At 62.9% G+C, this 26,619-nt stretch carries 27 protein-coding genes; 6 read left to right on the top strand and 21 right to left on the bottom strand.

Annotated elements, in window-relative coordinates:
- Nucleotides 1–18 precede the first annotated feature (18 nt).
- The 9 genes from BUB39_RS18605 to BUB39_RS18565 all read right to left on the bottom strand — a co-directional run bounded on the left by BUB39_RS18605 (nucleotide 19) and on the right by BUB39_RS18565 (nucleotide 5,490).
- Entirely contained in the window at nucleotides 19–348 is a 330-nt protein-coding gene (locus BUB39_RS18605) for a hypothetical protein (RefSeq protein WP_073056456.1), read from the bottom strand.
- Nucleotides 345–779: a hypothetical protein gene (locus BUB39_RS18600; protein WP_073056454.1), complete on the bottom strand. Its 435-nt coding sequence runs from the start codon at nucleotides 777–779 to the stop codon at nucleotides 345–347. Before BUB39_RS18600 ends, BUB39_RS18605 begins: the two co-directional genes overlap by 4 nt.
- Before the next feature lie 148 nt (nucleotides 780–927).
- A complete protein-coding gene (locus BUB39_RS18595) occupies nucleotides 928–1,395 on the bottom strand; it encodes a hypothetical protein (RefSeq protein WP_073056452.1) in 468 nt (155 codons plus the stop codon).
- Between the two features lie 192 nt (nucleotides 1,396–1,587).
- Nucleotides 1,588–2,697: a hypothetical protein gene (locus tag BUB39_RS18590; RefSeq protein WP_139251535.1), complete on the bottom strand. Its 1,110-nt coding sequence runs from the start codon at nucleotides 2,695–2,697 to the stop codon at nucleotides 1,588–1,590.
- Nucleotides 2,698–3,288: 591 nt separating this feature from the next.
- On the bottom strand, nucleotides 3,289–3,612 hold the full coding sequence (locus BUB39_RS18585; RefSeq protein ID WP_073056448.1) for a hypothetical protein: 324 nt from the start codon (nucleotides 3,610–3,612) through the stop codon (nucleotides 3,289–3,291).
- A 195-nt stretch (nucleotides 3,613–3,807) separates the two neighbouring features.
- Nucleotides 3,808–4,134, bottom strand: coding sequence for a hypothetical protein (locus BUB39_RS18580; RefSeq protein WP_073056446.1), 327 nt, complete (start codon nucleotides 4,132–4,134; stop codon nucleotides 3,808–3,810).
- A 5-nt stretch (nucleotides 4,135–4,139) separates the two neighbouring features.
- Nucleotides 4,140–4,493: a helix-turn-helix domain-containing protein gene (locus BUB39_RS18575; RefSeq protein ID WP_073056433.1), complete on the bottom strand. Its 354-nt coding sequence runs from the start codon at nucleotides 4,491–4,493 to the stop codon at nucleotides 4,140–4,142.
- A 91-nt stretch (nucleotides 4,494–4,584) separates the two neighbouring features.
- Nucleotides 4,585–4,896 (bottom strand): hypothetical protein, encoded by a 312-nt coding sequence (locus BUB39_RS18570; RefSeq protein ID WP_073056431.1) that lies wholly within the window; start codon nucleotides 4,894–4,896, stop codon nucleotides 4,585–4,587.
- Nucleotides 4,897–4,959: 63 nt separating this feature from the next.
- Nucleotides 4,960–5,490, bottom strand: a complete 531-nt coding sequence (locus tag BUB39_RS18565; RefSeq protein ID WP_280174670.1) for a Rha family transcriptional regulator — start codon at nucleotides 5,488–5,490, stop codon at nucleotides 4,960–4,962.
- A 102-nt stretch (nucleotides 5,491–5,592) separates the two neighbouring features.
- Here BUB39_RS18565 and BUB39_RS18560 point away from each other — a divergent pair, with 102 nt between their 5' ends.
- Nucleotides 5,593–6,042 (top strand): DpnI domain-containing protein, encoded by a 450-nt coding sequence (locus tag BUB39_RS18560; protein WP_073056905.1) that lies wholly within the window; start codon nucleotides 5,593–5,595, stop codon nucleotides 6,040–6,042.
- A gap of 23 nt (nucleotides 6,043–6,065) precedes the next feature.
- Here the strand turns inward: BUB39_RS18560 and BUB39_RS18555 are convergent, their stop codons facing one another.
- Entirely contained in the window at nucleotides 6,066–6,641 is a 576-nt protein-coding gene (locus tag BUB39_RS18555) for a recombinase family protein (RefSeq protein WP_073056426.1), read from the bottom strand.
- A 183-nt stretch (nucleotides 6,642–6,824) separates the two neighbouring features.
- On the opposite strand from BUB39_RS18555, the gene BUB39_RS18550 reads away from it, so the two are divergent.
- Nucleotides 6,825–7,574 (top strand): AbiU2 domain-containing protein, encoded by a 750-nt coding sequence (locus BUB39_RS18550; protein WP_073056424.1) that lies wholly within the window; start codon nucleotides 6,825–6,827, stop codon nucleotides 7,572–7,574.
- Nucleotides 7,575–8,102: 528 nt separating this feature from the next.
- Nucleotides 8,103–10,412 (top strand): AAA family ATPase, encoded by a 2,310-nt coding sequence (locus BUB39_RS18545; RefSeq protein WP_073056422.1) that lies wholly within the window; start codon nucleotides 8,103–8,105, stop codon nucleotides 10,410–10,412.
- A 176-nt stretch (nucleotides 10,413–10,588) separates the two neighbouring features.
- Here the strand turns inward: BUB39_RS18545 and BUB39_RS18540 are convergent, their stop codons facing one another.
- From BUB39_RS18540 to ltnD, 4 genes are all read right to left on the bottom strand, one after another.
- Nucleotides 10,589–11,101, bottom strand: coding sequence for a BRO family protein (locus tag BUB39_RS18540; protein WP_073056419.1), 513 nt, complete (start codon nucleotides 11,099–11,101; stop codon nucleotides 10,589–10,591).
- Between the two features lie 579 nt (nucleotides 11,102–11,680).
- A complete protein-coding gene (locus tag BUB39_RS18530) occupies nucleotides 11,681–13,093 on the bottom strand; it encodes a site-specific integrase (RefSeq protein WP_073056415.1) in 1,413 nt (470 codons plus the stop codon).
- Between the two features lie 270 nt (nucleotides 13,094–13,363).
- Nucleotides 13,364–14,140: a 2-oxo-tetronate isomerase gene (gene otnI, locus BUB39_RS18525; protein ID WP_073056412.1), complete on the bottom strand. Its 777-nt coding sequence runs from the start codon at nucleotides 14,138–14,140 to the stop codon at nucleotides 13,364–13,366.
- Nucleotides 14,140–15,060, bottom strand: a complete 921-nt coding sequence (gene ltnD / locus BUB39_RS18520) for an L-threonate dehydrogenase (RefSeq protein WP_073056409.1) — start codon at nucleotides 15,058–15,060, stop codon at nucleotides 14,140–14,142. Before ltnD ends, otnI begins: the two co-directional genes overlap by 1 nt.
- 113 nt (nucleotides 15,061–15,173) lie before the next feature.
- On the opposite strand from ltnD, the gene BUB39_RS18515 reads away from it, so the two are divergent.
- Genes BUB39_RS18515 through otnC form a run of 3 tightly spaced genes read left to right on the top strand, consistent with a single transcriptional unit; the run spans nucleotide 15,174 to nucleotide 18,124 of the window.
- Complete coding sequence (locus BUB39_RS18515) at nucleotides 15,174–16,199, top strand: LacI family DNA-binding transcriptional regulator (RefSeq protein WP_073056407.1); 1,026 nt, start codon at nucleotides 15,174–15,176, stop codon at nucleotides 16,197–16,199.
- 18 nt (nucleotides 16,200–16,217) lie between these two features.
- Nucleotides 16,218–17,483, top strand: coding sequence for a 3-oxo-tetronate kinase (gene otnK / locus BUB39_RS18510; protein ID WP_073056405.1), 1,266 nt, complete (start codon nucleotides 16,218–16,220; stop codon nucleotides 17,481–17,483).
- Complete coding sequence (otnC, locus tag BUB39_RS18505; RefSeq protein WP_073056401.1) at nucleotides 17,480–18,124, top strand: 3-oxo-tetronate 4-phosphate decarboxylase; 645 nt, start codon at nucleotides 17,480–17,482, stop codon at nucleotides 18,122–18,124. The genes otnK and otnC overlap by 4 nt, the downstream gene beginning before the upstream one ends.
- On the opposite strand, the gene BUB39_RS18500 is transcribed toward otnC, so the two are convergent.
- The 7 genes from BUB39_RS18500 to BUB39_RS18470 all read right to left on the bottom strand — a co-directional run bounded on the left by BUB39_RS18500 (nucleotide 18,125) and on the right by BUB39_RS18470 (nucleotide 26,593).
- Nucleotides 18,125–18,874, bottom strand: a complete 750-nt coding sequence (locus tag BUB39_RS18500) for an SDR family oxidoreductase (RefSeq protein ID WP_073056399.1) — start codon at nucleotides 18,872–18,874, stop codon at nucleotides 18,125–18,127.
- A 23-nt stretch (nucleotides 18,875–18,897) separates the two neighbouring features.
- Nucleotides 18,898–19,659 (bottom strand): SDR family NAD(P)-dependent oxidoreductase, encoded by a 762-nt coding sequence (locus tag BUB39_RS18495; protein WP_073056397.1) that lies wholly within the window; start codon nucleotides 19,657–19,659, stop codon nucleotides 18,898–18,900.
- A 19-nt stretch (nucleotides 19,660–19,678) separates the two neighbouring features.
- Nucleotides 19,679–20,668: a D-erythronate dehydrogenase gene (gene denD / locus BUB39_RS18490; RefSeq protein WP_073056395.1), complete on the bottom strand. Its 990-nt coding sequence runs from the start codon at nucleotides 20,666–20,668 to the stop codon at nucleotides 19,679–19,681.
- A 27-nt stretch (nucleotides 20,669–20,695) separates the two neighbouring features.
- Nucleotides 20,696–22,633: a D-apionate lactonase family protein gene (locus BUB39_RS18485; RefSeq protein ID WP_073056392.1), complete on the bottom strand. Its 1,938-nt coding sequence runs from the start codon at nucleotides 22,631–22,633 to the stop codon at nucleotides 20,696–20,698.
- Nucleotides 22,630–23,610 (bottom strand): ABC transporter permease, encoded by a 981-nt coding sequence (locus BUB39_RS18480; RefSeq protein WP_073056390.1) that lies wholly within the window; start codon nucleotides 23,608–23,610, stop codon nucleotides 22,630–22,632. The genes BUB39_RS18485 and BUB39_RS18480 overlap by 4 nt, the downstream gene beginning before the upstream one ends.
- Nucleotides 23,611–23,627: 17 nt before the next feature.
- Nucleotides 23,628–25,535 (bottom strand): sugar ABC transporter ATP-binding protein, encoded by a 1,908-nt coding sequence (locus BUB39_RS18475; RefSeq protein WP_244540301.1) that lies wholly within the window; start codon nucleotides 25,533–25,535, stop codon nucleotides 23,628–23,630.
- A gap of 74 nt (nucleotides 25,536–25,609) precedes the next feature.
- Nucleotides 25,610–26,593 carry a substrate-binding domain-containing protein gene (locus BUB39_RS18470; RefSeq protein ID WP_073056387.1) on the bottom strand — a complete coding sequence of 328 codons (984 nt, stop codon included), beginning with the start codon at nucleotides 26,591–26,593 and terminating at the stop codon, nucleotides 25,610–25,612.
- Between the last annotated feature and the right edge of the window lie 26 nt (nucleotides 26,594–26,619).

Here is a 26,619-nt window from a genome sequence, read left to right as displayed (position 1 = left end):
GGTCCGCTGAGAGTCGTTTCAAGGCTGGTTGCAGCTCGGTTCGTCGGCCAAGCCGAGGCGCTCACGGATAGTCCGCAAGCCCGTGGCGGTATGCTCGGCAGGCACCGCGCGGTAGTGAGCGTTGCTGAAGTTCACAGGTGGTAGGCCGAGGTTCAACAAAGCGAGGTCATGGGCAATGCCGGCCCGGAATGGATCGGCAAACCAGCCGAGCCGCACGGTGCGCCCTCCGGTGCGGATCGCCGCCAGCCAGAGTTTCGGTTCGGGCTGGTCGGCGTCAACGATGCGGAATGCGCCCCGGAAGGGATGCCGGTCCCAATCGTCGGCAGCGGTTGCTTCTGAGGGGCTCATGCGGCCACCTCAAGGGCGGGCTCGGCGTCATCCGGGAGGAACTGTTCCCGCCCCTTGCCGCGCCCCTTCGAGGCGGTCACCTGAAGGTTGTCGAGCCGGAGATTGAGGCGGTCGCCATCGCGATAGCTCACGGAGGCACCGCGCTTGCTCGGGCAGGCGATGAGGCGGGCGACCTGGGCATTGTTCCCCCAGCCTAGTGCGGTTGGAACCTTGGCTCGCACGTAGGCGAGGCCCTGACCATTGTCGTTCAGGAACCAGTTCCGCCCGATGCCCATGCGCTGGAGGCGCTCATAGTGGCGCGGGAAGAGCTTGGCTCGGGCGCCGCTCGACAATGGAACAAGGACGATGGGGCGGCCGTCCGTGTCCGTCGTGTGGATGACTGGGCGGCGCGGGATGCGGGCGGTGGTCGGGCGGAGAATTGTCATGATCATTGAGCTTTCGACATAGCTTCGCCGTCGCGGGCCGCTGTGCGGGCACCACGTTGGGCGGATTGATTGGAGGTTCGGGAGGTTCGGGAGGTCGGTTCAGACGGGCTGAACGTATTATCCTAATATGAAGTCGATGGCGGTGTGGGCGGCCTCAGCGGCGCTTCAAGATGGCGAAGGCGGCGTCCCGCCCTTCGCGCTCTTCGGCGGCAATCAGGCCACGGCGCTCCGTCTCGCGCGCTTCGATACCCGCGAGCTTCGCTTCTGCCGCTGCATCGGCCGCAACAAGGCCGCCTTCTGAGAACAGGGCGAAGACCTCGGCCATCTTCACCGCGAGGTTATCGGCCTGCTTGGTGCCCGACTTGGCGATGATGAAGGCGGCCTGAGCGCGGTTCAGGTGGTATTCGGTGACTTCACGGCGAGCGCCTTTGCCCGCTTCGATCATCACGCCACTGTGGCGCAATGATCCCATGGCTTCGAGGATGGCGCTGTTTCGCTTGATCATTTTGCGGATGTCAGTCGGCCGCTGATAGCCGAGTGCCTCGGCAAGCTGGATGTCGACAATGGTGGCCGCCGCGGAAGTCGGGAGCGGCATGGCGTTGGTCGTGATGAGGTCGGTCATCGTTCGGAAGGTTCCTTTCGAGGATACGTGACGGCGCCGTTCGCGGCCACGGATGGCGCACGTTGGGGCGGCTTGGCGATGTCGGAGGGGGTCAGTTCAGCAGGCAATCCGGCTCAATCGAGAGCATCGGACCTTATGGGTCTTATAAGTGGAAGGGGGAGGGAACTCAGGGTGTCCTTGGCGTGTGGTTGATCATGCTGCCGGGAGTTCGAACGTGGTGATCTCACGGGCGATCATCCCCATCATCATCCCCGCCTCTCGCGCCCTCGGCATCTTCACCATCAGGCCGTCATGCAGCGGCAGGGCAACGATGCCCTCAGCCATCAAGGCCATCAGTACGCCCGCCATGATCCGGCTTTCGGTGTTCATGAGTCGATGGCCGATGCCGGCCCCGAGGCTGTTCCTGAGAGCAGGATGGCGAGCGAGTAGCGCTGCCCTGAAGCGCCCCACGGTCCACGTGGGGGGCATCTCTGCATCAGGGTCTTCGGCCTCTGGCCATGAGGGTCGACGTCCCGACCGGTCAAAGAAGAGCGTATTCATAGCCAGCTTCACTGCCTTGCGGTGGCCTTCGAGGCCGGGGATGGCGTAGGGGTCATCGGCGGGCGGCTGCACTCCAACCGCCGCGTAGGCCAGTCTCGGAAACATCGCGGAATAATCGAGGACCGTCACGGGTTCGCCGTCGACCCTGATGCCAGCTCTTCTTGCCCGCTTCAGGTTCTGCCAGAAGCCACCGAAGAGCCGCCCGCCACGGTCGAACCGTTGGGAAAGAGGGTCATCCTCGGCCATAACGAAGTGGCGCCTCATAGACCGGTCATGTGGGTCGACAGGGCCGGCTCCATCGTCGATGAAGGCAATGTCGGCTGCCGCGAGGAAGCCGGTCAGCGCCCGTATATCCTGCCGCATGGCGATGGTCTCGGCCGTGTCTAGATAGTCGATCATTTCACGATGATGCACGCGCTCGTCGCGGCGATGGATGACCGAGGTCCGAGCCAGAAGGACAACCTCCTCACCGCCCAGCCGACCAAAGTCCGCCAGTGATATCCCGGCATCCCGCACTAAGGCAGAGAAGGACTCTGTGGGCGCCAGAGAGGACGCCTCGCCGCGTTTTGGAGATGGCCGCAGGGTGAGATGCCCGAGGTCGCCGAGGCGGCTCAGGAGAGTCCTGAACGGCTTCCCGAAGGCAGGGTTGTCATAGCGAGTGAAGCCGCACGTTCCGTTGCCGGTGAGAACAGCGAGCCAGCCGGTCTCGGGGGGCATGAGGACCGCATGGGCGAGGTTCGCCACCACGACTTCGACAGCCAACGAATGATGCTGATGATCGATGGCCTTCCGCTTCCGCGCCCTGAGGCCGCTTGATAACTCGTGGGTGTCGATAGCGGTGGCGACGTGGGTGACAAGGTTGCGAAGAGCTGGGCCGCAAGCGCCGCGCCAATCGTCGAACCAGCGGTGGCGGCTAGAGGGGTGCGCTCGGGGCATAAGTGGCTCCGCTACACGAGGGAAAAGAACAGGTACGGGAGGATACAGGCGAACGACCGCTGAAATTGGCGCGCGGGTTATCCTGGGGTGGGGGGCATTCGGCGGCCCATATGTGGGCGGTAATCGAGCTAGCCCGGATGATAGGCGTCGCTTTCGTGGCAGTGCAGATCGGCCAAGCCCGCCGGTCTCAGGGCGCACTCCACAGAAAGAGCGCGCCCCTCGAAGCCCCCTCAGCGTCTCGCAAAGTACCCGCCAGTATCGCCCCAGCGTGCTTCACCAAGGACGACGCCGAACATGCCCTGAAAGCTCTCTCGAAGGGCCAATAGCGCCAGCGAGAACGAGGCCGAGGTGGTCCAGACGAGGCCCCGGCTGTTATGCCGAGGGCCGCGCCGATCATGTCGCGACGACGCTAGGGAACTAGCAGTCGTGCCGCTCTTCAAAAGTGTCAGCCGCATCCATTTCCACCCTCTCAGCAGTCGTCGCCTGACGACGGGTGGCAAGCTCCATCAGCAGCGCCGCCGGGAACGGGATCGACAAGGCGAGTTCAAAGTTCTCGCCCTCAGGATCGGCTGTCAGCAGGAACATCCTGATAACGTCCCCGTCATGGGCGATCTCAATGCCCATTCGAGTATTCGCGGGTGTGAATGCGGACTGTCCGTCGATCTCCGCAAGGGGGATGTTCAGCGCGCTGGCCCGATGGCCGGGACCAGAAAAACGTAGGGAGACGGTGTTGTTCTGCATTGTAAGTTCCGTTGGCATGGGTCGGACGCAGGAAATCTGCGTTTGCTGGGGTGGGGGGTATTCGGCACGCTGTTTAGGGCGACTGAGAGAGCCAATGGCGCCGTTTAATTTTTGAACTGGGGCTCTAGCCTGTTTTATAACGACCGAGTGGTTGGGCTCCTGAAGGAACCGCGCGCGCCTCATCTTTCAAGACCGCTAGTGCGCCCCGCGCTTCGCTCTTATCAGCCGTGCCCGTTCGCCCTTCGCGTGGCCGGGTGCCAGAACCGTGATGATCCGTCCGCGCTTCGTGGCGACAAAGATGCGGCACACGGACCCCGGCGGATCAATCCAATGCACGGTCGTGTCGGCCTTGCGGTAGTAGACGCTCTTCCCCGCCTTGATGGCCGCAAGTACGGCGCTGAACTCCCCCGGCGCAAGCACGACCGCGTATCGCTCATGAAGCCGTCGCAGGAAGTGCCAATGATCGTCCGGAATGAATGCACCATCCCATCGCGGATCGAACGGGGTAGCGTCGGAAGTCATATCCCCTAGGCGCCCTCGGGCACATCGCCACCCACCGCCTTTGCCAACTCGCGAGCAATCCGCCGACCCTTTTCGCTAGGCACCATGAGGAACCTGCGCGCGTCTTCAGGGTCGCGCTCAACGTCAACGAGGCCGTGGCCGCGCCTCTCCCCGCTGCGTCCCAGCCCAAGCGTGCCGACATTGCGGGAACAGGCCGACTGAGAAAGGTCCACCAGCAAGCCGAGCTGCTCCATCGTGATCCGGGCATGCAGAGCGATGGCGACGAAGCTGTGCGCGATCTGAACCGGCATCAACCCATCGACCGCGCGGAGAATCTCGAAAACCTCCATCAGCCTGTCGAGGCTATTCTGCTCTGTCACGCTTCTGCCCGCTATGGTGGTCGCTGGAGTTCCCCGAAGCCCGCGCCTCGGGGGGGACGTCGTCCGGTAGCGCCTAAACGGCTAACGCTCTCTAGAGCCGCGACATCACGCGGACGAAGCTGGCCAGCATCAGCGCAGGCATCGCGGTGCACCGCCATACCATGAGAGCCGCCCGGCTCCGCAAACATGCTGGCGGGTCCATCACGACCTCCCAGCGGCCGATGAACACGGTCAGACGGGCACTTTCCTTCCGTCCGGGCAAGTCAAGATCCGTATCGAAGAACGACCGCCCACGCGCTCGCCTCTCGCAGCAAGCGAAGGCCTCGCCAACAAACGGGATCGAGACATATACGCTGTGCGTGATCTGGATCGGGGCGAGGTAGGCGGCAGCTTCGGTGGTCATCGGTGGTTCCATAGGGTTGCTGAATGGGACCGAAGCTACCCACGCGCGCTCCCGCCGGTCCAATCAAAGCTGTGACTCGATTGGCGGTGATCGAGTCACGCCGTTGATGGATCGTCCGCCACACGCGTGCCACGTGTGGCAGAAGGCCCGCGAACCCGCCTCGGCAGCTTTAGGCAACGGTGCGGGGGCATGAGCGGCCACGAGGTGGATATTTATGGATACGTATCCATCGTAGTATGCTGGAAACGGCCCACCCTGCGACATTATTGCGCAACCCGTACCGAAGCCCAGCGGCCCGCGGTTCCCCTCCGTCCGGTTGAACTCAGCGCCGCTGGCGCGGCTGGCGATATAGGCCAGCTTGAAGTGGAGAGCCTTGGACCCGGTGAAGCCCATGGCGAGGAGCGCACAGCCGTCCCGGTCCATGTCGAAGTGGCGGACCTCCTTGCGGGCCTTGTCGTGGAAGACTTGGTTCTCGATGAACAGGCCGCTCAGATTTGAGCGACCAGCCGTTTCGATCAAATGGTCGATGTCAGCCAGCACGTGGTCATGCCGCTTCTCGAACTCCTCGGCCACGTCACGGCTGCTGGCTAACACCTTACCGCCGACCGCACCGAGGATCTGCGCATGAGAGGCCGCTATGTTTCATTGCGTTCGGCCACGTGCCACGCTCACAAATGAACGATGGTGGGGCTGGGAATGGCGACTGCACGACAGGAACTTGGGGCGCTCGGCGAAACGATTGTAAAGAGGGGATGTCGCTGTCCGAAGTGCAAACGGACGGGCTCGCTGGTCCGGCTCCCAACCAACTTCAAGTGCGCTGATGTGATATGCGACTTCTGCGGCTACCTCGCGCAGGTGAAGGCCAGCCGTGTGAAAGACATCGACGTGGTTCCGAAATCGGTCATGGGTGCCGCCTGGGGACCGCAGAGCGAGCGGATGGCCGCGTCCATCTACTTCCCGCTGTTCCTTGTCCTCGTGAGTGAGGATTTCAAGCGGCACGCCATCTACTACCTCGCCTCGGATCTCCAGCTTCCTGAGATGTTCAAGCCTCGCAAGCCGCTGTCCCTCACCGCGCGCCGGGCAGGTTGGCAGGGCTTTCACTACGACTTGGTGCCCGTGCGGGACAGGTTCGTGAGGTTGAGCTAGCAGATAGCCGGACCTCGCGCGCCTTACGATGGCGCCCCCGCCGCTGGGGTCTCAAGCGCCCGATAAACGCTCCCCCGACCAATGCCGAGTGCCTTTGCGATCTCAGTCGGCGTCTTGCCCTCGCGATGCAGCGCCCGAACGTCATCAGCCTTGGCCCTCGCTGTGGGCTTCCGGCCCTTATATTTCCCCTCGCTCTTCGCCTTGGCGATGCCCTCGCGTTGGCGCTCTAGCATCATCTCACGCTCGAACTGAGCGAACCCCGCGAAGATGTTCAGGATGAGCCGGCCGGTGGCGCTGCGGGTGTCCACGGTCTCCCCGCCAAGGTTCAGCACCCGGAGCCCCACGCCCTTCGCATCAAGCTCCCGCACGATGTCCCAGAGGCCGACCGTCGAGCGCGCCAAGCGGTCCACCTTGGTGACCACCAACGTGTCCCCCTCCCGGACGAACTCGACGGCCAGCTTAAGCTGCGCCCGAGGTGCCACAGAAGAGACGTGCTCGGCATAGACCTTCTCACAGCCGGCAGCTCCAAGGTCGCGCTGCTGAGCCTGAAGGCCCGCTTCCTGTTCCGTGGTCGAAGTGCGGGCGTATCCGATAAGCATGGGACGGCTCCAAAGTGTCCAATAGGTTCCAAGCCATTGAGTCACCGCGCGTCCGAAATGTCAATACCATCCTATTGGACGAGATTGGCGAATGCGGCGGACACGTCCGCTAGACCCTGCCCTATTGGGCGTTGAGCCATCGCTTGGTATCCTGACAGAGTACCTTCAGGGGCTACTAAAACTGTGCCGATCAAGAAGACGCTCTCCAAGCAAGAGGCCATCGAGAAGGTCGACCATATGTTCCCGCTGTTGATGGAGCAGACCAAGCTGGCCCTGCATGCAGAAGCAGTGATGGAGGTGCTCAACGAGAGCGCGGTGTCGGCCAAGGGAGCGGCCATCTATGGCCCATCGACGCTGCGCACCATCCAGAATGGGCTGTTGGTCGACCTAGTCATCTCCCTGGCGAAGCTGTTCGATCCCCAAGCGCCTCGCGCCAGCCGGGGAGAGACGGTTGCGAGAAGGCACAATCGTTCGGACGTGGCATCCTTGGCCGTGATGGTGAGGCTGTTGAAGCAAAGGCGATGCTCATCGGCCTTGGCTGCACGCGCTGGCTTTCCCGCCACGGAGGTTCATGAGGCCCTGTCAAAGGCAACTCGCAGGTGGGCCGCATTCAGACGGTCCAGCAAGAGCAGACATGCTGTGACAACTCTGAAGGAGTATCGCGACAAACTAACGGCCCACTTGCTCCTCGTGCCTCCAAAAACCAAGCCTCGCTACAATGAACTCTTTCATCTGATGGACGTGGCCATGGAGATGATGCAGCCCATCGCTATTGCTGTGAGCGGTACGAACCATGTTCTAGGAGAATACGAAACGATGCTACGCGAAGACGCCTTGGACTTTTGGTCGAGGGCCTTCCCGGCCATCATGATAGCGGCGGATGAAGGCGGCGCTGAGCAGCTCCTCTCCAGCGGCAGGGCCGAGGCAAGTTGAGCACGAGCGCGTCGGGCGTGCCTGTTCCGGCGCCTAGGTGTGCATTATGCGCGTGAGCGCGCGCATGCGGTCATTGCGAGCGCAGGCCGGGGTACCAGGGGGGAAGTCGCTTCGTCTCCTATCGAGGCGGGCGCACAGATTTTTCCGACTAACTAAACGGCCCCCATCATCATGACCTCAAGGCTACCAATCCTGGACTGCGCTGACCTTGGTTGAAGTGATCCGTCTATGCGGCGACCCCAACTTCCGCCTCCTCGTACAGCGTGACGAAAGATGGCTGCAATACTAGCACGGAGGCGCGGGAAAGCAGGTGTCATCCATCACGATTTCAAAGTGCTGCCGTTGAGGAAGCGCCGCCCAGTTTTCGATATAACGTGCATGAGACGTCGCCAATGAGTTGTTGAGGCTTGGCAGGATTCGATGCCACCTTATTTTTGCGCGACCGATAATTGTGGGCGTGTCGCACCACTCGCCAGAATCACGAACATATGCTCTTCTTTTGCTCCAGCATTCCAACCAGGAACTCCGATGGCTGCTCAGACGGGGCTAAAACTATCCGTGCGTGCTTTAGGCCCAGTGACCAAGCTTGAAGCGTCCCTAAGTCAGAACGCTCAGAATTTGATTTATGCTAGGAACGGCACAGGAAAGTCGTTCTTGACTCGAGCTCTGCGTTACATTGATCTTTTTGGTCAAGGACAAGATATTTCTGATGCTGCGTTTAACCTTGTTTCGGAGGAGGCAAGCGATAGTGAAGGCTCGTTTTTGCTGACAAGGGGGGATAGTCGGGTTGCGTCCTTGTCTCTCAATCTGCGCGCAGCACAAGTGAAGGCCGACGCGCACGGCCGAATATTTCACGTTTTTTCGGACGAATTCGTCAACAGCGAGCTTCGGCAGCGTCAGTTCGAGATAGACGGTAATATTGAAACCGAAATAATACTCGATCATCAACTTATAGACACAAAAGCCCTTGAGAAACGGCGATCCGCCAAAGAGAGCCAAATATCAGAGGCATGGACTACTCTTCAGCGATCTATGAATGCTCAGAGAGACAGCGAACTCGTGGATCGGGCTAAGGTAAACCGTAGACTGAGAGAATTTCTCGACGTAACAATTGCGAGATGTGTCGATCACGCCCAACAGCCAGCTCTCCCAGATCGTTCTTTGAAGACTATCATTGGAGATCTAGATTCACTCAAGGCTCTGCCATCCGATCCGGATCATCCCTCTAAAATTGGCGACATTTCCTTTAGGACAGAGGATACCCATAAGATTGCCGAACTATTGGCTAAAATCACGTCGCCATCGACGATATCTGACGAGATAAAACAACATCTAGCGCAGGCGCCTGAATTCTTTCAGGTCGGGCTGGAAGCGCTGGCTGCAGCCGGCGACGAGCGTTGTCCATTCTGTAGGCAGAGCGTGGCCCACCCGCCCGCGAAGGAACATATCGAGCTCTATCTCGCCTACTTTGCTGATGCAGAGGGGCGTCACAAGGCTGAGCTTCGAGAAGCCTGGGTTGGAATCAAAGCTGTGCGAACAGCGATTCAGGCCCTGTTGGGCGATGTGGCTAGAGCAACCTCGAAGTACGAGGCTTTGCGGAAGCATATTCCTTCTCAGCGAGACGCGCCGTTGCCCGATGTAATCGGTTCGGCGGGCCGACTCGACCGTGTGCTCATGCAATACCAGGAAGCTGTAGAAGCCAAAGGGAAATCGCCATCGGCTGCGGTGGCATTGCCGGATAGATCTATTGAGCAACACCTTGGTGATCTACACTACGAGGTGCTTGAAACGAACGCAGCTTTTCAAAAATTGTTTTTTGCCGTCGAGGCATCTGACAACGAGCGGCTCAGGCTGCAGCGTGAAGCCTGCCAGGCCTTTGTAACCGAGTTCACGCACGCAAATTGGCTTGCAATATCGGCTATCCATATTGCTTCCTTGGAATTGTTTGGAATTGAGAGCGAACTGGCCGATCTGCTGAAATCGCAACTCTCTGCGAGCGCAAAACAGCGCGTCGCTCAGACATTTGAAATGCTAATTTCGAACTTGTTCGGCAAGAAATACGCGTTTGATCGAGAAAACTTCGTCCTAAAGCGAGAGAGCAGAAGCATGGCCCGGGGGGCTGCCCGGACACTGAGCGACGGCGAGAAGACTGCAATTGCGTTCTGCTATTTCATAGCTTGTGCCCATAAGAAAGTTCGATCATCTTCTGATTATTTGAAGCTTTTCTTTGTTTTTGATGATCCAATTACATCTATGTCATATGACTTCATATTCTCTATTGCTCAAACGCTCAAGAATATTAGCATAGATGGGAACGGAATGATCTCGATCAATCCGGCCGATAAATCGAGGAATGGATCGGCAGATCTATTGATCTTCACGCATAGCAGCTATTTTTACAATATTTGTATAACAAATGGTGTTATTAGGAAGGGGTCGGCGTTCTTTTTGTCTAAGGAAGACGGAGAGCACAAGATATTTCCCTATGCAAAATACGCCGCGCCATTTGAACAGCACCTTAAGGAGGTTTTTGATGTCTCCATCGGTCGGGAACCCGATCATACAACTGGGAACTCGATAAGGTCTGTCTTGGAGGCTGTGGGGCGTTTCTGTCATCCCGACAAGTGCGGTCAACTAAGCGAGTATGTCGGGTTTCTGGCGGGCGAAGAGGGAGTTATCATCAAAAGCGTGCTGATAAACAACTTATCTCATGGGACATACTACGAAGATACTCCGAGCCCAGAAGAGATTCGTGAAGCATGCGGCGAGGCCATTGCGATTGTCGAAAGATATGCAAAGGGACAGGTTGAGTTAATCCGTGCTGCTTCTAGAAATTGACTCACATCTGATCAAGTAAGTATGTTGTTTTATTTTTGAGTTATCGCGAAAGACTGGCGCTATCGACAGGCACCCGTCCTAGAAATCGGCATCCGAAGGGAACTGGGTCCGCAGTCGCCTGTTTGATTGGCCGTGCCCAAACGGAAGAACCGCCTGTCCACGACCGGTTCCGATAGTCAATCCCCAAGGAGAAACAAGGCGCCCGCGATGCGGGCCTTCTTCTCGGCGATCAGCGCCGCGTAGGTGCCGGCGATCTCGGTCGGAAGGGGCACCGAGGTGCGGGTGTCGGCCTTCGCAGTGTCACGGGCGGCCTCGTTCAGGAGGTAGCCCCCGGTGTCCGCGATGGCGTTGACCACATCACCGGCCAGCCACTGACGAAACTCCTGCGCCTTCGGCTTGTCAGATGCCATCAGCACGAAGTTGACGCCTGCGCGGGTGAGGAACAGGGCGCCGCGATTGGGGAATGGGCTACCCTGCTCAACAAGCAGGTTAGACTTGGGAACGTGGACGCGCGTCTCGGTCGGCACCTTAAGGCTGTTCAGGGCCGGCAGGGATCCATTGTTCTTCGGGTCGTAGCCCGCCGCGCGGAGCGTATCGAGCGCCATCAGCAGCTCGCCGTGTTCGGGATGGTTCACGGCCCGTACGGTGGCGCCTTGGAAGTCCTTCGAGATCAGGTTGAGCTCGGTCATGGGATTGGAGAACCGGGCGCCTTGGTCGGTCGCTCCGCTCGAACCTCCAGCAGGCCTACCAGTCCCCAATGTCGCAGCTTGGAAGATGGCCCGGGTAAAGTTCGATCATTGCGACGAGCAACCTACGCGTCTCCCAATAGATATCGAACTGCCGATTGCCGTCCTCGAATTGTCGCCCTCCGGTCAAGTCGCCTAACTGCGAGACACCGCACTCCATCTCACCCGCGCGGGCAGGCGGACGCCAGTAATCCTGCCCTGGACCAAAGGGGATGACGTGAGGACGTTCCAGCACAGAGTGCTTGACGCCATTCGTGACGCCGCGAACAACGTGCAAGGCAGTTTCGGCGTGCGCCTTCAGCCTGACTTCTATAGCCTCCCTGCGTCGGCGTCCGGTGGCCCCCTCTTCTGCTGCGTCCACCGCTAAATAGTCGATGAGATGGTAGACTGCGATGCAGGCCAGATAGGCTTTGCGCCGCGATCTTCGGTCGTCGCTGGCATCCCGGACGGTAGGAGCCACTATTTCCAGTAGATACTCTGCCGGCGACATCCCCTGTCTTTCTGCTGCTAGGAAGCGGGAGGCTAACCCCTCCGCGCAACCTCCTTCAAGCCCCTCGCAGCGCCGCTCAGGCTCTCCCTCGTCGGCAGGCTGACGGCCTCCACACACTGCCGAGCCTGTTCGAACAGCGGTCCCGAGGAGTACCGCCCAAGCGTCATGCCTTGCCGCTTGTGACCGACGACAGACGCGATGATGTGCTCAGGCTGGCCTGCTTGCTCGGCCTTGGTGATGAACCATCGGCGGAACGAATGGAAGTTCACGAGCGAGCGGCGCTTGCCGGGAATCACCTCGTCAACGCCAACTTGCCGTCGATAGTCGGTGAACTGGTTCGAGGCCTTGAAGGACCTCTCGCGCATGGATCCCGCCTTCTTCGGCCCCGGCCACTCTGGAAAGAGCGGGTCGGAATGGTCCTTCCCCTCAGTCCGGCGCGCGATGATTCGGAGCAGTGCAGGATGGATTGGACAGGCGCGTGCCTCCTTCTCCCTCTTCTGCGGCTTGAAGCGGAAGTAACCGTCCGAGCATTCGCCAACCGAGAGGCAAACGATGGCATCAAGGCGCGCGCCCGTCAGTGCGCCGATCCGCATCAAGTCTGCCATGACCGGCGAGGCAGGCCCGTCCAACAGCATAAGCATCTCCGCATCCGTGAAGGGCCGCTCCTCCTCGCCGCCCCTGCTCGTCGGCTCTTCCAGCGTCTTGCCGTGCCAAACGTTCGAAGCCGCATAGTGCCGCTTCTCCATCCACTGCCAGTACCGCGATAGTCGGCGGAGATACTTGTTGAGGGTGACAGGCGACACGCCCTTGGTCATGCCCGCCAGTTCGTCCATGAAGCGCCCGGCAAGCTTCGGCGTGATGGCCTCAACAGCGGGGCGCAGATGGTTCGCGCGGCACCACTGGGTCAGATAGTCGAGCGCCCGGTCGTCGTCAGCAAGCGTCCTCGCCTTGACGGACATGGACGCCTTGTAGGCCGCATGATGCAGGTCAAGCGGCGTCGCTTCGCCTCTTGCCACGGCCATATAGTGGCCAGCCACCCGCGAGCGCGCGGGATCGAAAGCAGGTTCTTCGCGCCCGGTATCAGGGTCCGTTTCGATGCCGACCGGCGCGCCCGCGATCTCCTCCGCTCGCAGTTCGATCCCGAGATCGATTGTCTCGATGTCGTGGTCGTCCCGAGCGAGGCGCCGCAGCCGAGCCATTTCCACGGCCTCCTGCAACAGCTTGCTCTTGCCGCTGTCGTCACCGGCATTGCTGATGAAAGCCTTCAGTTCGGCGACCACGGGCCATTTGAGCCGGTTCGCGACGGCAAGGCTGTCCGTTTGAAGGGACCGCTTCAGCTTCGTGCCAAGCTGCCTGTGGAGGCCGCGCGGGACCGCCACCACGACGCGCCATTGCCCGTGGTGCTGCTCCAGATGACGACGGTCCGCGTCCGATGATCTGCCCATTCAATGCCCTGCGCACCCGCCTGCGTACCCCAAGTGCGTACCCCACGGACGGGCTGAAACGCAAGGAGTTAGGCCATTCCTGCGGTTTTGATCCACAAGGGATAGGCTCCCCTCGGCTCCACCAAGTTCCCACATAGCTTACATATCTATTGAATCTCACTTCGAACGCGGTCTTCGCCCTGTCGAAGGATCGCGGCCGTTGTCAGATGGCGACTGCCTGTATGACCGGCTCCCCATCGGAGTTGTCGCCGGACATGATCTGCGATGACGTCATGACCCTTGGAGCCGCTCGCGCCAGCCCAGTCCCGCAACTGTGTCGCAAAGTGGCCGGTACTCGCAGCCGATATGGCCGGCATAGCCGAGCTCGTCGAGCGCGGCGAAGATTCGGAAATCGTCCAGTTCCCCGGTGCCCGGCTCGTTGCGTCCCGGAACCGAGGCCGTCTGGATATGGCCGGTGATCGGCATCAGTCTTTCCAGGCCCTTCAGCATGTCACCATGCAGGATCTGGCGGTGGTAGATGTCGAATTGCAGCTTGAGGTTGGGGCGATCCAGCGCGGCGATCAGCTCGGCAGCCTGGTCGAAGTCATTCAGAAAATAGCCCGACATGTCGCGCGGATTGAGCGGCTCGATCAGCAGGTCGAGCCCGTTCTCGCCGGCCGCGTCGGCCGCATGGGCGAGCGCCTCGCGGTAGCGCGCGGCGGCCGCGACGTCCGTCCGTTCGGCAATGCCGGCCATCATGTGAAGCCGCGGCACGCCCAGGATCCTCGCATAGGAGAGGGCGGTCTCGACGCTCGCGCGGAATTCAGCCTGCCGGCCCTCGAGGGCGGCGAGACCTCGCTCTCCCTTCGACCAGTCGCCCGGCGGCAGGTTGAAAAGAACCACCGAGAGACCGTTGGCCGACAGCTTTTCGCCGATCGCCTCGGCCGGAAAGTCATAGGGAAAGAGGAACTCGACGGCATCAAAGCCCGCATTGGCCGCTGCTTCGAACCGGTCGAGAAAGGCGTGCTCGTTGAACATCATCGTCAGGTTTGCGGCGAAGCGCGGCATCAGGCGGTTTCCTCCGTCGGGGCAGGGAGTTCGAGTCCGGTGATTTGGGCATAGAGGCGCGCGACGGAGGCGTCATCGTCACGTGCCATGCCGGCGGCGGCCGTGGCGAGGAAGAGCTGCAGCGCTGCGCTGGCGATCGGCAACGGGAAGTTTTGGCCCCGGCCGATATCCGAGACGATGCCAAGATCCTTGGTGAAGATCGAGACGGCACTGCGGGGGCTGTAGTCGCCTTCAAGGATGTGGGGCACGCGGTTCTCGAACATCCAGCTCGTGCCGGCGGATTGCGTGATCACCTCGAAGACGCGCGCCAGATCAAGATCGAGGCTCTTCGCGAACACCATCGCCTCGCACGCGGCTGCGATATGAACGCCGGCAAGGAGCTGATTGACGATCTTGAACGAGGAGCCGATCCCGACATCCGGTCCGAGTTCATGGACACGCGCGGCAATGGCATCAAGAACCGGCCGCGCGGCGCGGAAGGCGTCCGGAGCGCCAGAGGCCATCACGGTCAGTTCGCCGCTTCCAGCCTTGGTGGCTCCACCGCTGATCGGCGCGTCGAGATAGAGCAGGCCGGCCGCTTCGGCCAGGGCGGCAAAGCGCTTAGCTTCGCCGGGCGCCATGGTGGCGGACGAGACGATCACCGCTCCCGGTGCCAGCGCGGCAGCGACCCCATCCTCTCCGAAAAGCACGGCTTCAGTCTGGGCCGCGTTGACCACCACGATCACTGCGGCGGCGGCGCCTTTTGCAGCCAGACCTGGCGTCGCCGCAGCGCGTCCGCCAGCACCTGCCAGCGCGGACCGCGCTGTTTCCGAGAGGTCGCACCCGGAGACATCGAAGCCCGCGCGGATAAGCGAACGGGCCATGCCGAGGCCCATCGAGCCTAGGCCGACCACGGCAACATTGCGCGGATTTCCCGTCATGGAGGTCTCCAGGTTCAATTAATGACAGCGCTGTCATTCCTGAATGCCATAGCCTCTAGCATCCTGCAATCGTTTTGTGTTAGCGCTGTCATCGTCACTATGGAGAGGTGCAGATGTCAGCTGGAAGGGATGCTCCGCCGCAGCGCGCGCTGCCCGTCCTCGCCGACGTGGCGCGGCTTTCCGGCGTGAGCGAGATCACCGTCTCGCGCGTCATCCGCAACAAGGGCCCGATCTCGGACAAGACGCGCGAGCGCGTGCTCCATGCCGTCGCCGAGACCGGCTATGTGCCGAACCGCCTTGCCGGCGCGCTCGCCTCGGCGGACTCGATGTTGGTCGGCGTCGTGCTGCCATCGGTAACCAACATCGTCTTCGCCGACGTTCTGCGCGGCATCCACGAGGCGCTGGCGCCTGCCGGCTATCAGCCCGTGGTCGGTGTGACCGGATATGATGCGGACGAGGAGGAGCGGGCGGTCCGCTCGCTTTTGGCCTGGCAACCGGCGGCGATCATTCTCGCAGGCTTCGAACATACGGAGGCGACGCGGCGCATGCTGGCGGCGAGCCGGATTCGCGTTGCCGAAATCATGGATATTGACGCGACGCCGATCGATGTCGCGGTTGGCCTGTCGCATCGGAGCGCGGGGCGCGACATCGCCCGCTATCTGCTGTCACGCGGCTACCGGCGCTTCGGCTATGTCGGCCATGACTGGGACAGTGACCATCGCGCCCGGCTGCGTTTCGAGGGCTTGACGGAAGAACTCGCTGCCCAGGGCCTTGCTCTCGTCGCTGAGCGGCGCATCGCCGGTCCAAGCTCCACGCTCGCCGGTCGCGAAACGCTTGCCGGCGTGCTGGCCACGGGCGAGCGGCCCGATGTTGTGGTGTTCTCCAATGATGACATGGCGGTCGGCGGCTATTTCCACTGCCTCGCGGCCGGGCTGGTTCCACGACACGACATCGGCCTGTTCGGCTTCAACGGACTGGAGATCGGCGCTGCCCTGCCGCTCCGGCTCTCCACGGTCCGCTCGAACCGCTTCCTGATCGGCAAGCTGGCGGCGGAGGCGCTGGTCGCGCGTCCGGATCGGCCTGCTGACACCGCAATCATCAACACCGGCTACGAAATCGAAGCCGGAGAGACCGCCTGAGGCGAGGAGAGGAACGAGATGCTGCTTGGCGCGATCGCCGATGATCTGACCGGCGCGACGGATCTCGCGCTGATGCTGGCCCGCGAGGGCATGAAGACCGTGCAGGTCGTGGGCACGCCGCCGTCGGGCTTCGATACCGGCGATGCCGAGGCGGTCGTCGTCGCGCTGAAATCGCGTACGATTCCGGCCGCAGAGGCGGTGTCGCTTTCGCTGGAAGCGGCGCATTGGCTACTCGCCGGCGGCGCAAGGCAGCTCATCTTCAAGTACTGCTCGACATTCGATTCAACGCCCGAGGGCAATATCGGTCCGGTAAGCGAAGCGCTGATGGAACTGCTGGGGGCGGAGGTCACGATCGCCTGTCCCGCTTTTCCTGCCAACAAGCGGACCGTCTATCGCGGCCATCTCTTCGTCGGCGACCTGCTGCTCTCAGACAGCCCGATGAAGGATCACCCGCTGACGCCGATGCGCGACGCCAATCTGGTTCGTGTGCTGCAGGCGCAGACGAAAGTCCCGGTCGGCCTCGTCGCCCGCGACGTGGTGTCGGAAGGCCCCCAGGCGATCCGGTCGAGCTTCGCCGCTGCCGCATCCGACGGGCCGCGGATGTTGATCGTCGATGCAATCGAAAATGACGATTTGCGGGCGATCGGCGAAGCCGCGTCGGACATGAAGTTGATCACGGGCGGGTCGGGCATCGCGATCGGCCTGCCGGAGAATTTCCGCCGGGCCGGCCTCATCGGAGGGCGCGGTGCCCCCGCGCGTCTTGCGACGCCCGCCGGTCGACCGGTGATACTCGCCGGTTCCTGCTCAGCCGCGACGCGCCGTCAGGTTGCTGCCGCTATCGCCGCCGGATTGCCTGCCCGCAAGATCGACCCGCTTGCCATTGCCGATGGCTCGGAGACGCCTGCCGAGGTTCTCGCTTTCATCCAGGCGGCGGGCGAGGGGCCGGCGCTGGTCTATGCAAGCGCAGATCCGGCAGCCGTAGCGGACGCCCAGGAGAAGCTCGGCCGCGAGCGCGCCGGCTCGATCGTGGAGCACCTCTTCGCGGAGGTTGCGACCGCACTGCGCGACCGCGGCTATACGCGGTTTCTCGTCGCCGGCGGCGAGACGTCGGGCGCCGTCGTTCAGGCGCTTGACGTCAAGGCACTCATGATCGGGCCCGAGATCGACCCGGGCGTCCCGTGGACGCTGAGCCTCGGCGACGAGGCGCCGGTCGCGCTCGCCCTCAAATCGGGTAATTTCGGCACAGACGATTTCTTCCTCAAGGCCTGGACGCTCCTCTCATGACGACCGCAACGATCTCCGACGAGACGCGCCTGCGCGACGAGATCTGCCGGATCGGCGCTTCCATCTTCAATCGAGGGCTGACATTCGGGTCGACCGGCAATATCAGCGCGCGCCTGCCGAGCGGCGAGATGCTGATGACGCCGACCAATGCCTCCCTCGGTGATCTCGATCCGGCCCGCCTGTCGCGGTTCACGGCGGAGGGCGTTCATGTCGGGGGCGATGCCCCGACCAAGGAGGCCTTCCTCCATCGCTGCATGTATTGCGAGCGGCCTAAAGCGGGCGCCGTCGTGCACCTGCATTCGACCTATTCGGTCGCGGTCAGCATTCTCGCCGATGTCGATCCGAGCGACGTCCTGCCGCCCCTGACGGCCTATTACATCATGCGCGTGGGATCGCTGCCGCTCGTTCCTTATTATCCGCCGGGCGATGAAAGCCTCGCCATTGCGGTCGGTGAGCAGGCCAAGGCGCATAGCGCGGTGCTGCTCGCCAATCACGGACCGGTCGTTTCGGGCGCGACGCTGCGCGAGGCGCAGTACGCGACCGAGGAACTCGAGGAGACGGCGAAGCTCCATCTCCTGCTCGACGGCCACAAGACTCGGCCGCTGACGCCGGAGCAGGTCGAGGCGCTGCGGCGGCGATGATCAGCCGCGGCCGACCAGCGGCATCTTCGTCGCCATGATGGTCATTTCGAGGATGTTGGTGTCGAGCGGCAGTCCGGCCATGTGGACCACCGCGTTTGCGACATGCGCGACATCGAAGGTCGGCTCGACCTTGATGGAGAGATCGGGCTGCAGGACGCCGCTCTTCATCTTGGCGGCCATGGGCGTCTCGGTATTGCCGATGTCGATCTGGCCGCAGGCAATGTCGTATTTGCGGCCGTCCAGCGCCGTCGATCGGGTGAGGCCGAGCACGGCGTGCTTCGAGGCCGTATAAGGCGCGGAGTTCGGCCGGGGCTTGGACGAAGAAATCGAGCCGTTGTTGATGATCCTGCCGCCGCGCGGGCTCTGGTCCTTCATGATGCGGAAGGCCGCCTGCGTGCAGAGAAAGACGCCCGTGACATTGGTGTCGATGACCGCTTTCCACTGCTCGAAGGGCAGGTCCTCGATATTGACCGGCGGCGCGTTGACGCCGGCATTGTTGAAGAGCACGTCAAGCCGGCCAAAGTGGTTCTTCACGGCGTCGAAGAGCGTTGAGACCGAGACGGGATCGGTGAGATCCGCCGGTACGACCAGCACCTCGCCGACGGTCTCCCTGGCAAGCGCTTGCAGTGGCTCCTCTCGCCTGCCGGTGACGGCCAGGTGATAGCCGGCTGCGGATAGAGCGAGGGCTACTGCCCGTCCGATGCCAGAGCCGGCGCCTGTGACGAGCGCGATCTTTCCCGATTCAGACATGGCGATTCTCTCCGAAATGCGCGTCATTGTGCAAGGAAGCCGCCATCGACCGGCAGCGTATGTCCCGTGATCATCGATGCGCCTGGACTCGCCATGAAAAGGATCGCGGCAGCGACTTCTTCCGGTTCCGCAAGGCGTCCCATTGGCGTCATCGCCTCGATCCTGCCGACAAGGACGGGGTCGGATGTCAAAGGCGCGATGAAAGGCGTGCGGACATAGGTCGGCGCCACCGCATTGACGCGAATGCCGAGGCCTGCCCATTCGATGGCGAGCGCGCGCGTCATGTTGACGATGGCGCCCTTTGTCGTCTGGTAGGAGATGTTCGGGTAAAGCCCGCCGCCCGAAAAGCCCATGATCGACGAAACGTTGACGATCGCCCCGCCGCGACCGCCGGCGATCATGTGGCGCGCGGCGATCCGGCAGGCGAGGAAGGTGCCGGTCATGTTGACGGCGACGACCTTGTCCCAATCGGCGATCGAAAGCTCCAGCGCCGGTCTGCGGATGGCGAGGCCGGCGCTGTTGACGAGGATGTCGATCCGGCCAGCCTCGGCGATCACCGCATCGAATGCAGCCTCGAGCTCTGCTTCGTCGGCGACATCGGCCGTCACGCCGAAAGCGGAATTCCCGCAAAGAACGAGCGCATCGGCCTTGTTGGGCGCGCGATCGAGCAGCGCGACGCGGGCGCCCGCCTGTGCCATCGCTACTGCGCTTGCCAGCCCGATGCCGCTGCCGCCACCAGTAACGACAGCGACGCGGCCCGCGAGCGAGAAGGGATGATTGGTCATCGCTGTTCTGCCCTTGTCGTCAGACGGCGATCTTGCCGCCGAGTTCATCGTCGATATGGGCCTTGATGATAGCGTCGAACGAGGCATCTGCCTGGAAGCCGAGCGAAATCGCGCGCTTCGGCTCGAAATCGGGAGCCCAGCCATCGACGATGCGGACGATGGCAGGGTCGGGCTCGCGGCGAATGAGCGCTACCGCGCGGTCGCCCGCGACCCGGCGCAGCGCTTCGATCTCTTGCCCGACCGTGGCCGACAGGCCAGGCATGGAGAGGTTGCGGCGCGGGCCGATCGACGCGCCATCGATCGTGGCGGCATGCAGCAGGAAGCCGACGGCGGCACGCGGCGAGGCGAACCAGTGGCGCACGGTCTCGGCAACCGGCAGCACGGCTTCGAGACCGACGAGGGGTTCGCGCAGGATATTGGAGAAGAAGCCGGACGCTGCCTTGTTGGGCTTGCCGGGGCGAATGCAGATGGTCGGCAGGCGGATGCCGACGCCGTCGAAGAAGCCGCGGCGGGTATAATCGGACAAGAGCAGTTCGCCGATCGCCTTCTGAGTGCCATAGCTGGTCAGCGGCGTGGTGAAGAATTCGTCCGGTATCGTCGCCGGGAAGGGCGCGCCGAAGACGGCAATCGACGAGGTAAAGACGAGGCGCGGCTTGTATGGCGCCTTTACGCTTTCGAGACGGACGGCATCGAAGAGGTAGCGCGTTCCATCCAGATTGATCCGATAGCCCTTGTCGAAATCGAGTTCCGCCTCGCCCGAAACGATCGCGGCGAGATGAAAGATGACGTCGGGGCGGTCGGCGATCAGACCTTCGGCCGTGCCGGGCGTCGAGAGATCGGCGATTCGTGTCGAAACGGCGCCGGTAAAGCCTGCCGGGGAGGCGGGCTCGACGACATCGGCGAGCGTCAGGCGATCGACCGGCTGGCCACCGAGCCCGCCATCGGCCACGAGGCGCTCGGTGAGCTTGCGGCCGACCATGCCGGCGGCTCCGATGATCAGGATATGCATGGGAAAGCCCCTTGGAAAAGTGGTGACTCAGGAGAAGCGAAAGCGGGCGACCGCATAGGGCGCGAGCGTGGTTTCGCCTTGGGTGAAGGATCGCGTGAGACGGTCAAGTGCGGCGGGATCGGTGCCGGCCGCGACGAAGCTCTCCGCGTCGAGCACGAAGGCATCGCGGGGAACGCCTGGCAGCGTCACATGCTGCGGCGTGCCCGTCCGGTTGGCGAGCCAGAGTTCGGTGCCGGTATCTGTCTCGGCGGCGATCGCCTCGATTGAGGTCGACGCCTCAACCGGGCGCATCGGCCGGCCTGAAAGCCGGGCGAGGCCCGAGAGGACATGAAACATCGGAAAGACCCCGCCGACCGTATCGAACCATGGCTTTGGCCAGTCGCTTGCCACGGAGATGAGTCCGAAGGCGCCCGTCGTGCCGCCGAGCGTCACGGTCTCCGCGCCTCCCGCCGCGAAGCGGGCGAAGAAGCCGAGCGCCCATGCAGCGCCGAGCAGGCCACGGTGGCGCGGATCGTTGAAGTTCATCGCCTGCCGGATGTTGTTCGGATTGGCGAACGGCGCTTCGCCATAGGGGTTCATGCGCATGCCGATTGCGCTCGGTCCGACCGCGAAAGGCCGGTCCCCGGCGATTGTGGCGGCCGAAAGCGCTATGGCGGGCAGCGACTCAAGTCCCTCGACGATCGACTGGTCGTCGCCGGCATGCAGCGTGGCGGTGGTGGTGAATGAGACGAGGTCGAGGAGATCGACCGGCGGCCGCTTGCGGTTCATCTCGGTAAAGAGGCTGAACATGCCGCCGCCGAGCCGGGAGCCCGGAAAGGCCATCCGCGCCGCTTCGAACAAGGCGCGTGGCGGAGGAGCCGGTGGCCAGATGCTGCCCGGCAGCGTGCATTTGAGGTCGGGTGCTGGCGATACCAGCACGGTCGAGAAAGGTGAGCCCAGCGCTGCGACGGTACGGCCGAGCGCCGCCACTTCCTCCGCGAAATCATCGACCGAGACGATGACCGCCTCAAGCCACGCCTCGGCACCGATCGCGCGCGCAGCGGCGGCGATCCCTTCCAGCGTGGTGCGGTCGTGGCCCTTTTGCGGGTCGTAATAGCCGACCAAGACGGAGGCGCCGACCGAGCGAAGCAGGCCGGCATTGGCCAGCGTGTTGGCGGTCTCGCTCGGATCGAGGCCAAGCCCCAGCCGCGGAACGGAGCGGCCGGGAGAGCCGAATAGGATCCGCGTTGAGGCCGCGCCCGATGCGCGCGCTGGCGCTCCGCCCGCGACGGTCAGCCGGATTGCTTGCTCCAGCCGGTCATCCTTGGCCACCGTATAGGGCCAGGGCAGGGCAAGAGGACGGACATAGGTCTTGTACGAGGCGTCGGTCCAGTTGCGCTGGTCCTCCATCTCGTAGGTGTCGCCTTCCATCTGGCAGGTGACGACAAGGCCCGGCGCCGCCTCATGGGTAAGCGCGCGGAGCGCCATCATCGGCTGGACGGGATCGATGACCTCCGGGAAATGACCATGCTCGACGGTGCCGTCTACATGCTCGATCGCGACGGGACGGCCGGAAACGCCGACGATCGGATGCAGCACGACGAAGCCGGTGCGGTTGGTCAGGAAATCGGTCTCGGCGATTCCGGTTGCCGAGAAGTCGAGGCGGCCGGCTGCATCGGCCTCGATCCGGGCCGTGTAGCGGAAGGCCTGGCGATCGTCGCTGGCCCGCGCCTCATAGGTGACCGTAAAGCCATCCGGCCGCTCGTCGACCCGAAGGTTCTCGATGACCGGATTGTAGGTGCCCCAATTGCGGTCACGGACAATGAACGAGATGGCGCGGATGATCTCGACGCCGCCAAAGCGGATATGGCGGAGGTTGCCGGTGTCGAGTTCCGCGGAGAGCGCCCCCGCAACGAGGATGCGAGGCGCGACGACCGGCTCTTCGGTGCCGAACAGGCGGATGGCGAGAGACGGCGCGCCTGTCATCGGTTCACTCGCGAACTGACGAGCCGCTCGGCGAGGAGCGCAACGATGATGATCGTGCCGATCGCGGTGCCCTGCCAGAACGGCGAGACGCCCATGAGGTTCAAGCCGTTGCGGATCATCACCATGATGAAGACGCCGATCAGCGTGCCAATCATCGAGCCACGGCCGCCGTAGAGACTGGCACCGCCGATCACGACGGCAGCGATGGCGTCGAGTTCGAGCGCGTTGCCCATCAGCGGATCGGCCGAGAGCAACTGGGCGATAGAGAAGGTGACGGCGACAGCGGAGAGCGCGCTCGCGAGCACGTAGGGGACGACGGAGTAGAACAGCGTGTTGAGGCCGGCGGCGCGCGCCGCTTCCTTGTTCGAGCCGACCGCGTAGATGGTTCTGCCGCCCTTGGTATAGGTGAGATAGGCCCATGCCAAAGCATAGAGAACCAGCAGGAACAGGACGTTGGAAGGTATGCCGAGAACGCTGGTGTAAACGATGTCCTGCATCGATTCCGGAATGTTCGAAATCGCCGTCTGGCCGGAGAAGATGTAGGCGAGGCTGCGCGCGATCGCCATGACGCCGAGCGTCACCACAAAGGCTGCGAGGCCGAAGACGTTGATCAGAAGGCCGGACAGCAGGCCGATGAAGGCGCCGGCCGCAACGGCAACGGCAATGGCCGGCGCGACCGGCATGTGTTGCACGGCGAGGCCCAGGATGATGCCGGTCAATCCGGCGACCGACCCGACGGAAAGATCGATACCCCCGGTCAGGATGACGAAGGTCATGCCGACCGCGATGATGCCGATCACCACCGATTGGTCGAGCATGTTGAAGATGTTGGAATGCGTCAGGAAATAAGGCGAGAGGACCGAGAGGCAGGCAGCAATGGCGATCGCCAGCAGGATCATGCGGACTTCCAGCCGTCGCGCCAGCTTCTTGACGAAGGGCGGTCGGGTCGCTGGGTCAGCGGCGATGGTGGTGGCCATGGAGGATCGTTCCTTGGTCATAGCGTTGCCGCCATGGTGTCGATGCGGGTTTTGATGGCTTCGGGCGCGGGCAGGGTGCCGCCCTCCCGTAGGGTGATGCCGACCCAGCCGAGATCGTGGCCACGCGGGCTGGTCATCGGCACGACGAGCGTCGTCCGCCCGCCGCTGGCTTCGGCGACGAAGGTGCCTTCCCGCCGCGCCAGTGCGGTCGGGAGGCGGGTCTCCGACAGCCGCCGCGCCTCGCCGGCGCGAAAGCCCGGATCGAGTGCCGGGTCGTTCACCACGGCGTTCAGACAGATCAGGCTGTCATTCTCGATCAACGCCCAGAATCCGGCGCCGCCATGCTCGCGCGTCAGGTCATTGAGCAGCGCGGTGTTGCGCGCCATCGAGGTACGGGGCGCGGCCAGGAGCGTGAGCTTCTCCTCGTCCAGCATCGCGCTGGGCAGGTCGGCGATCGAGCGGCCGTCGCTCACCACAACCACACGATCCGACAGACCAAGCAGTTCCTCGAAATCCGAGGAGATGACGACCACGGCGACGCCTTCGGCGGCAATGTCGCGCAGCATGGCGTAGATGCTCGCGCGCGTGCCGATATCGACGCCTTTGGTCGGCTCGTCGAGGATGAGCACACTCGGCTCCAGCAGCAGCCAGCGGGCGATGATGATCTTCTGCTGCATGCCGCCGGAGAAATTCAGCATCGAGGCATCGAGCAGGCGATCACCGGGGAGGCCGAGCTTTGCCAGCAGTTCATCAACTCGCTTCGTGCGTGCGCCATAGCCGCAGAAGAAGCCGCGATGCGCGCCGAGATGGGCGATCAGCAGGTTTTCCTTTACCGACAGGTCCGGCACGATGTTCTGGGTCCGCCGATCCTCGGCAACGAAGCCGAGACCAGCGCGGATCGCGGTCTTCGGGCTGTTGCCCTTGAGCGGCTTGCCGCCGAGCAGCACCTCGCCGCCGGTCCGCGGGCGGAGACCGAAGATCGCCTCGGCCGTTTCCGAGCGGCCAGCGCCGACAAGGCCGCCCAGGCCGAGAATCTCGCCCTTGCGGACCGAAAAGGACACGTCGCGGACGACGGGCAGGGCGCTGATATGCCTGACTTCAAGCGCTATGGCACCGCCGATTTCCGGTGTTTCCTCGTTGCGGGCATAGATCGCTCCAAGCTCGGAACCGACCATGGCGCGGATCAGCTCCGCCTGAGAGAGGTCGGCCGTCGGACGGGCATTCATCACCGTTCGACCTTCACGCAGGACCGTGACGCGATCGGTGATTGCGAATACCTCTTCGAGGCGGTGCGACACGAAGACGAGGCCATGGCCGGAGTCGCGCAGGCGCGCCATCACGTCGAACAGTCGCTCCACCTCGCCAGGGCTCAGCGAGGCTGTCGGTTCGTCGAAGATCACCAGCTTCGCCCGCACGCCGAGCGCCTTGGCGATTTCGACCAACTGCTTCTGCGCCGATGAAAGCCGGCGGACCTCCCAGTCGAAGGGAAGGCTATCCTGCTGGCCGAGCGATTCCAGGATCTCCTCGCCGCGTTGGCGCAGTGCTCCATAGTTGAGGCGGCCGGGTCGGCCGAGTTCGGGCAGGAAGATGTTCTCGAGGACAGTCAGATCGGGGACGAGGCTCGTCTCCTGCATGACGATGGCGATGCCGATATTGAGCGCGTCTCGGGTACCGCGCAGCCGGATCTCACGGCCGCGATAGACCATCTCGCCTTCGTCGAAGGCGTGATGACCTGAAATGACCTTGGATAGGGTCGACTTTCCCGCGCCATTGGCACCGAGCAGGCCGTGGATCTCACCTTCGCGCAGTTCGAAATCGGCGCCCTGCAGGGCGCGCGTCCGGTCGAATGTCTTGGTGATGCCGCGCATCACAAGCAGCGGCGCGACCACCGTTTCGGGTGAACGGTCGAGAGCGGCGAGAGACAAGGCGCATTCCCCAAAAGTCGGCCTGAACGAAACAAGGGTCGGCGCCGCAGTCCGAGACTGCGGCGCCTATTGGCTCAGACTTCGTTGGCGAAGACCGTTTCCTTCACGACCGGCAGTTCCTTCTCGATGTTCTCGCTGGTGATGGCGAGGATCGGGACGGTGATCTCCTTGGCGGGGGTCTTACCGCCGATGGATTCGACCATGGCCTCACCAGAGCGGACGCCCATGAGGAAGGGCTGCTGCATTCCGGACACGACGAGTTCGCCCGACTTCAGCAGGTCGACGAATTCCGGGATGCCGTCGAACGCGGCGACGAGGACTTCGCCGTTGCGGCGTGCGGCCTTGATGGCCCGCAGCGCGCCGATGGCCGGCTGGTCGGTCTGAACGAACAGGCCGCGCATGTCCGGGTTGGCGGTCAGCAGATCCTGCGTGAACTTGAAGGTCTCGTCGGCGGTGTAGCTCTGCATCTGCTGCATGCCGGCGTCCTTGCCGGTGAAGCCGCCTTCCTTAAGGCCATCGAGGAAGCCCTTGGTGCGGGCCTGGCCGTTCTTGCGGGCCTGCGAGATGGCCACGATGCCGACCGAGCCGTCTTGCCAGCCCTTCTTCTTCAGTGCCGCTGCGAGCGCCACACCGACATCATGCGCGCCGCGATAGTTGTCGGACGAGATGAACGAGACGAAGTCGCCCGAATTCGTGCCGATATCGGCGATCACGACGGGGATATTGGCGCGCTTGGCAAGCTGGAGCACGCTCGGCGCCGTCGATGAATCGGTCGGCGAAATCACGATGCCGGCGACGCCGCGGGCGATCGAATCCTGCGCGTTCTGGAGCTGAGTCTGGGCGCTGTTGTGAGAATCGAGTGCCTGGAAGCCGAAGCCGCCCTTGGTCGCAGCCGACTCGACGCCCTTCGACAGATAACGCCAGAAGGGCAGGTCGAGGCCGGGCGTCAGATAGACGATGTCCTTGCCAGCAGCCGCTGCGGTGCGAAGCCCGGCGAGACCGGTGCCGAGGGCCAGTGTCGTGCCGCCTGCGAGCTTCAGAAATGACCTGCGTTCCATAAAATTCCTCCCGTTGGTTCAGCCAA

Origin of the sequence: Kaistia soli DSM 19436 (assembly GCF_900129325.1) — a bacterium.
Taxonomy (GTDB): Bacteria; Pseudomonadota; Alphaproteobacteria; order Rhizobiales; family Kaistiaceae; genus Kaistia; species Kaistia soli.
This window is presented reverse-complemented; position numbering and strand designations above follow the sequence as displayed.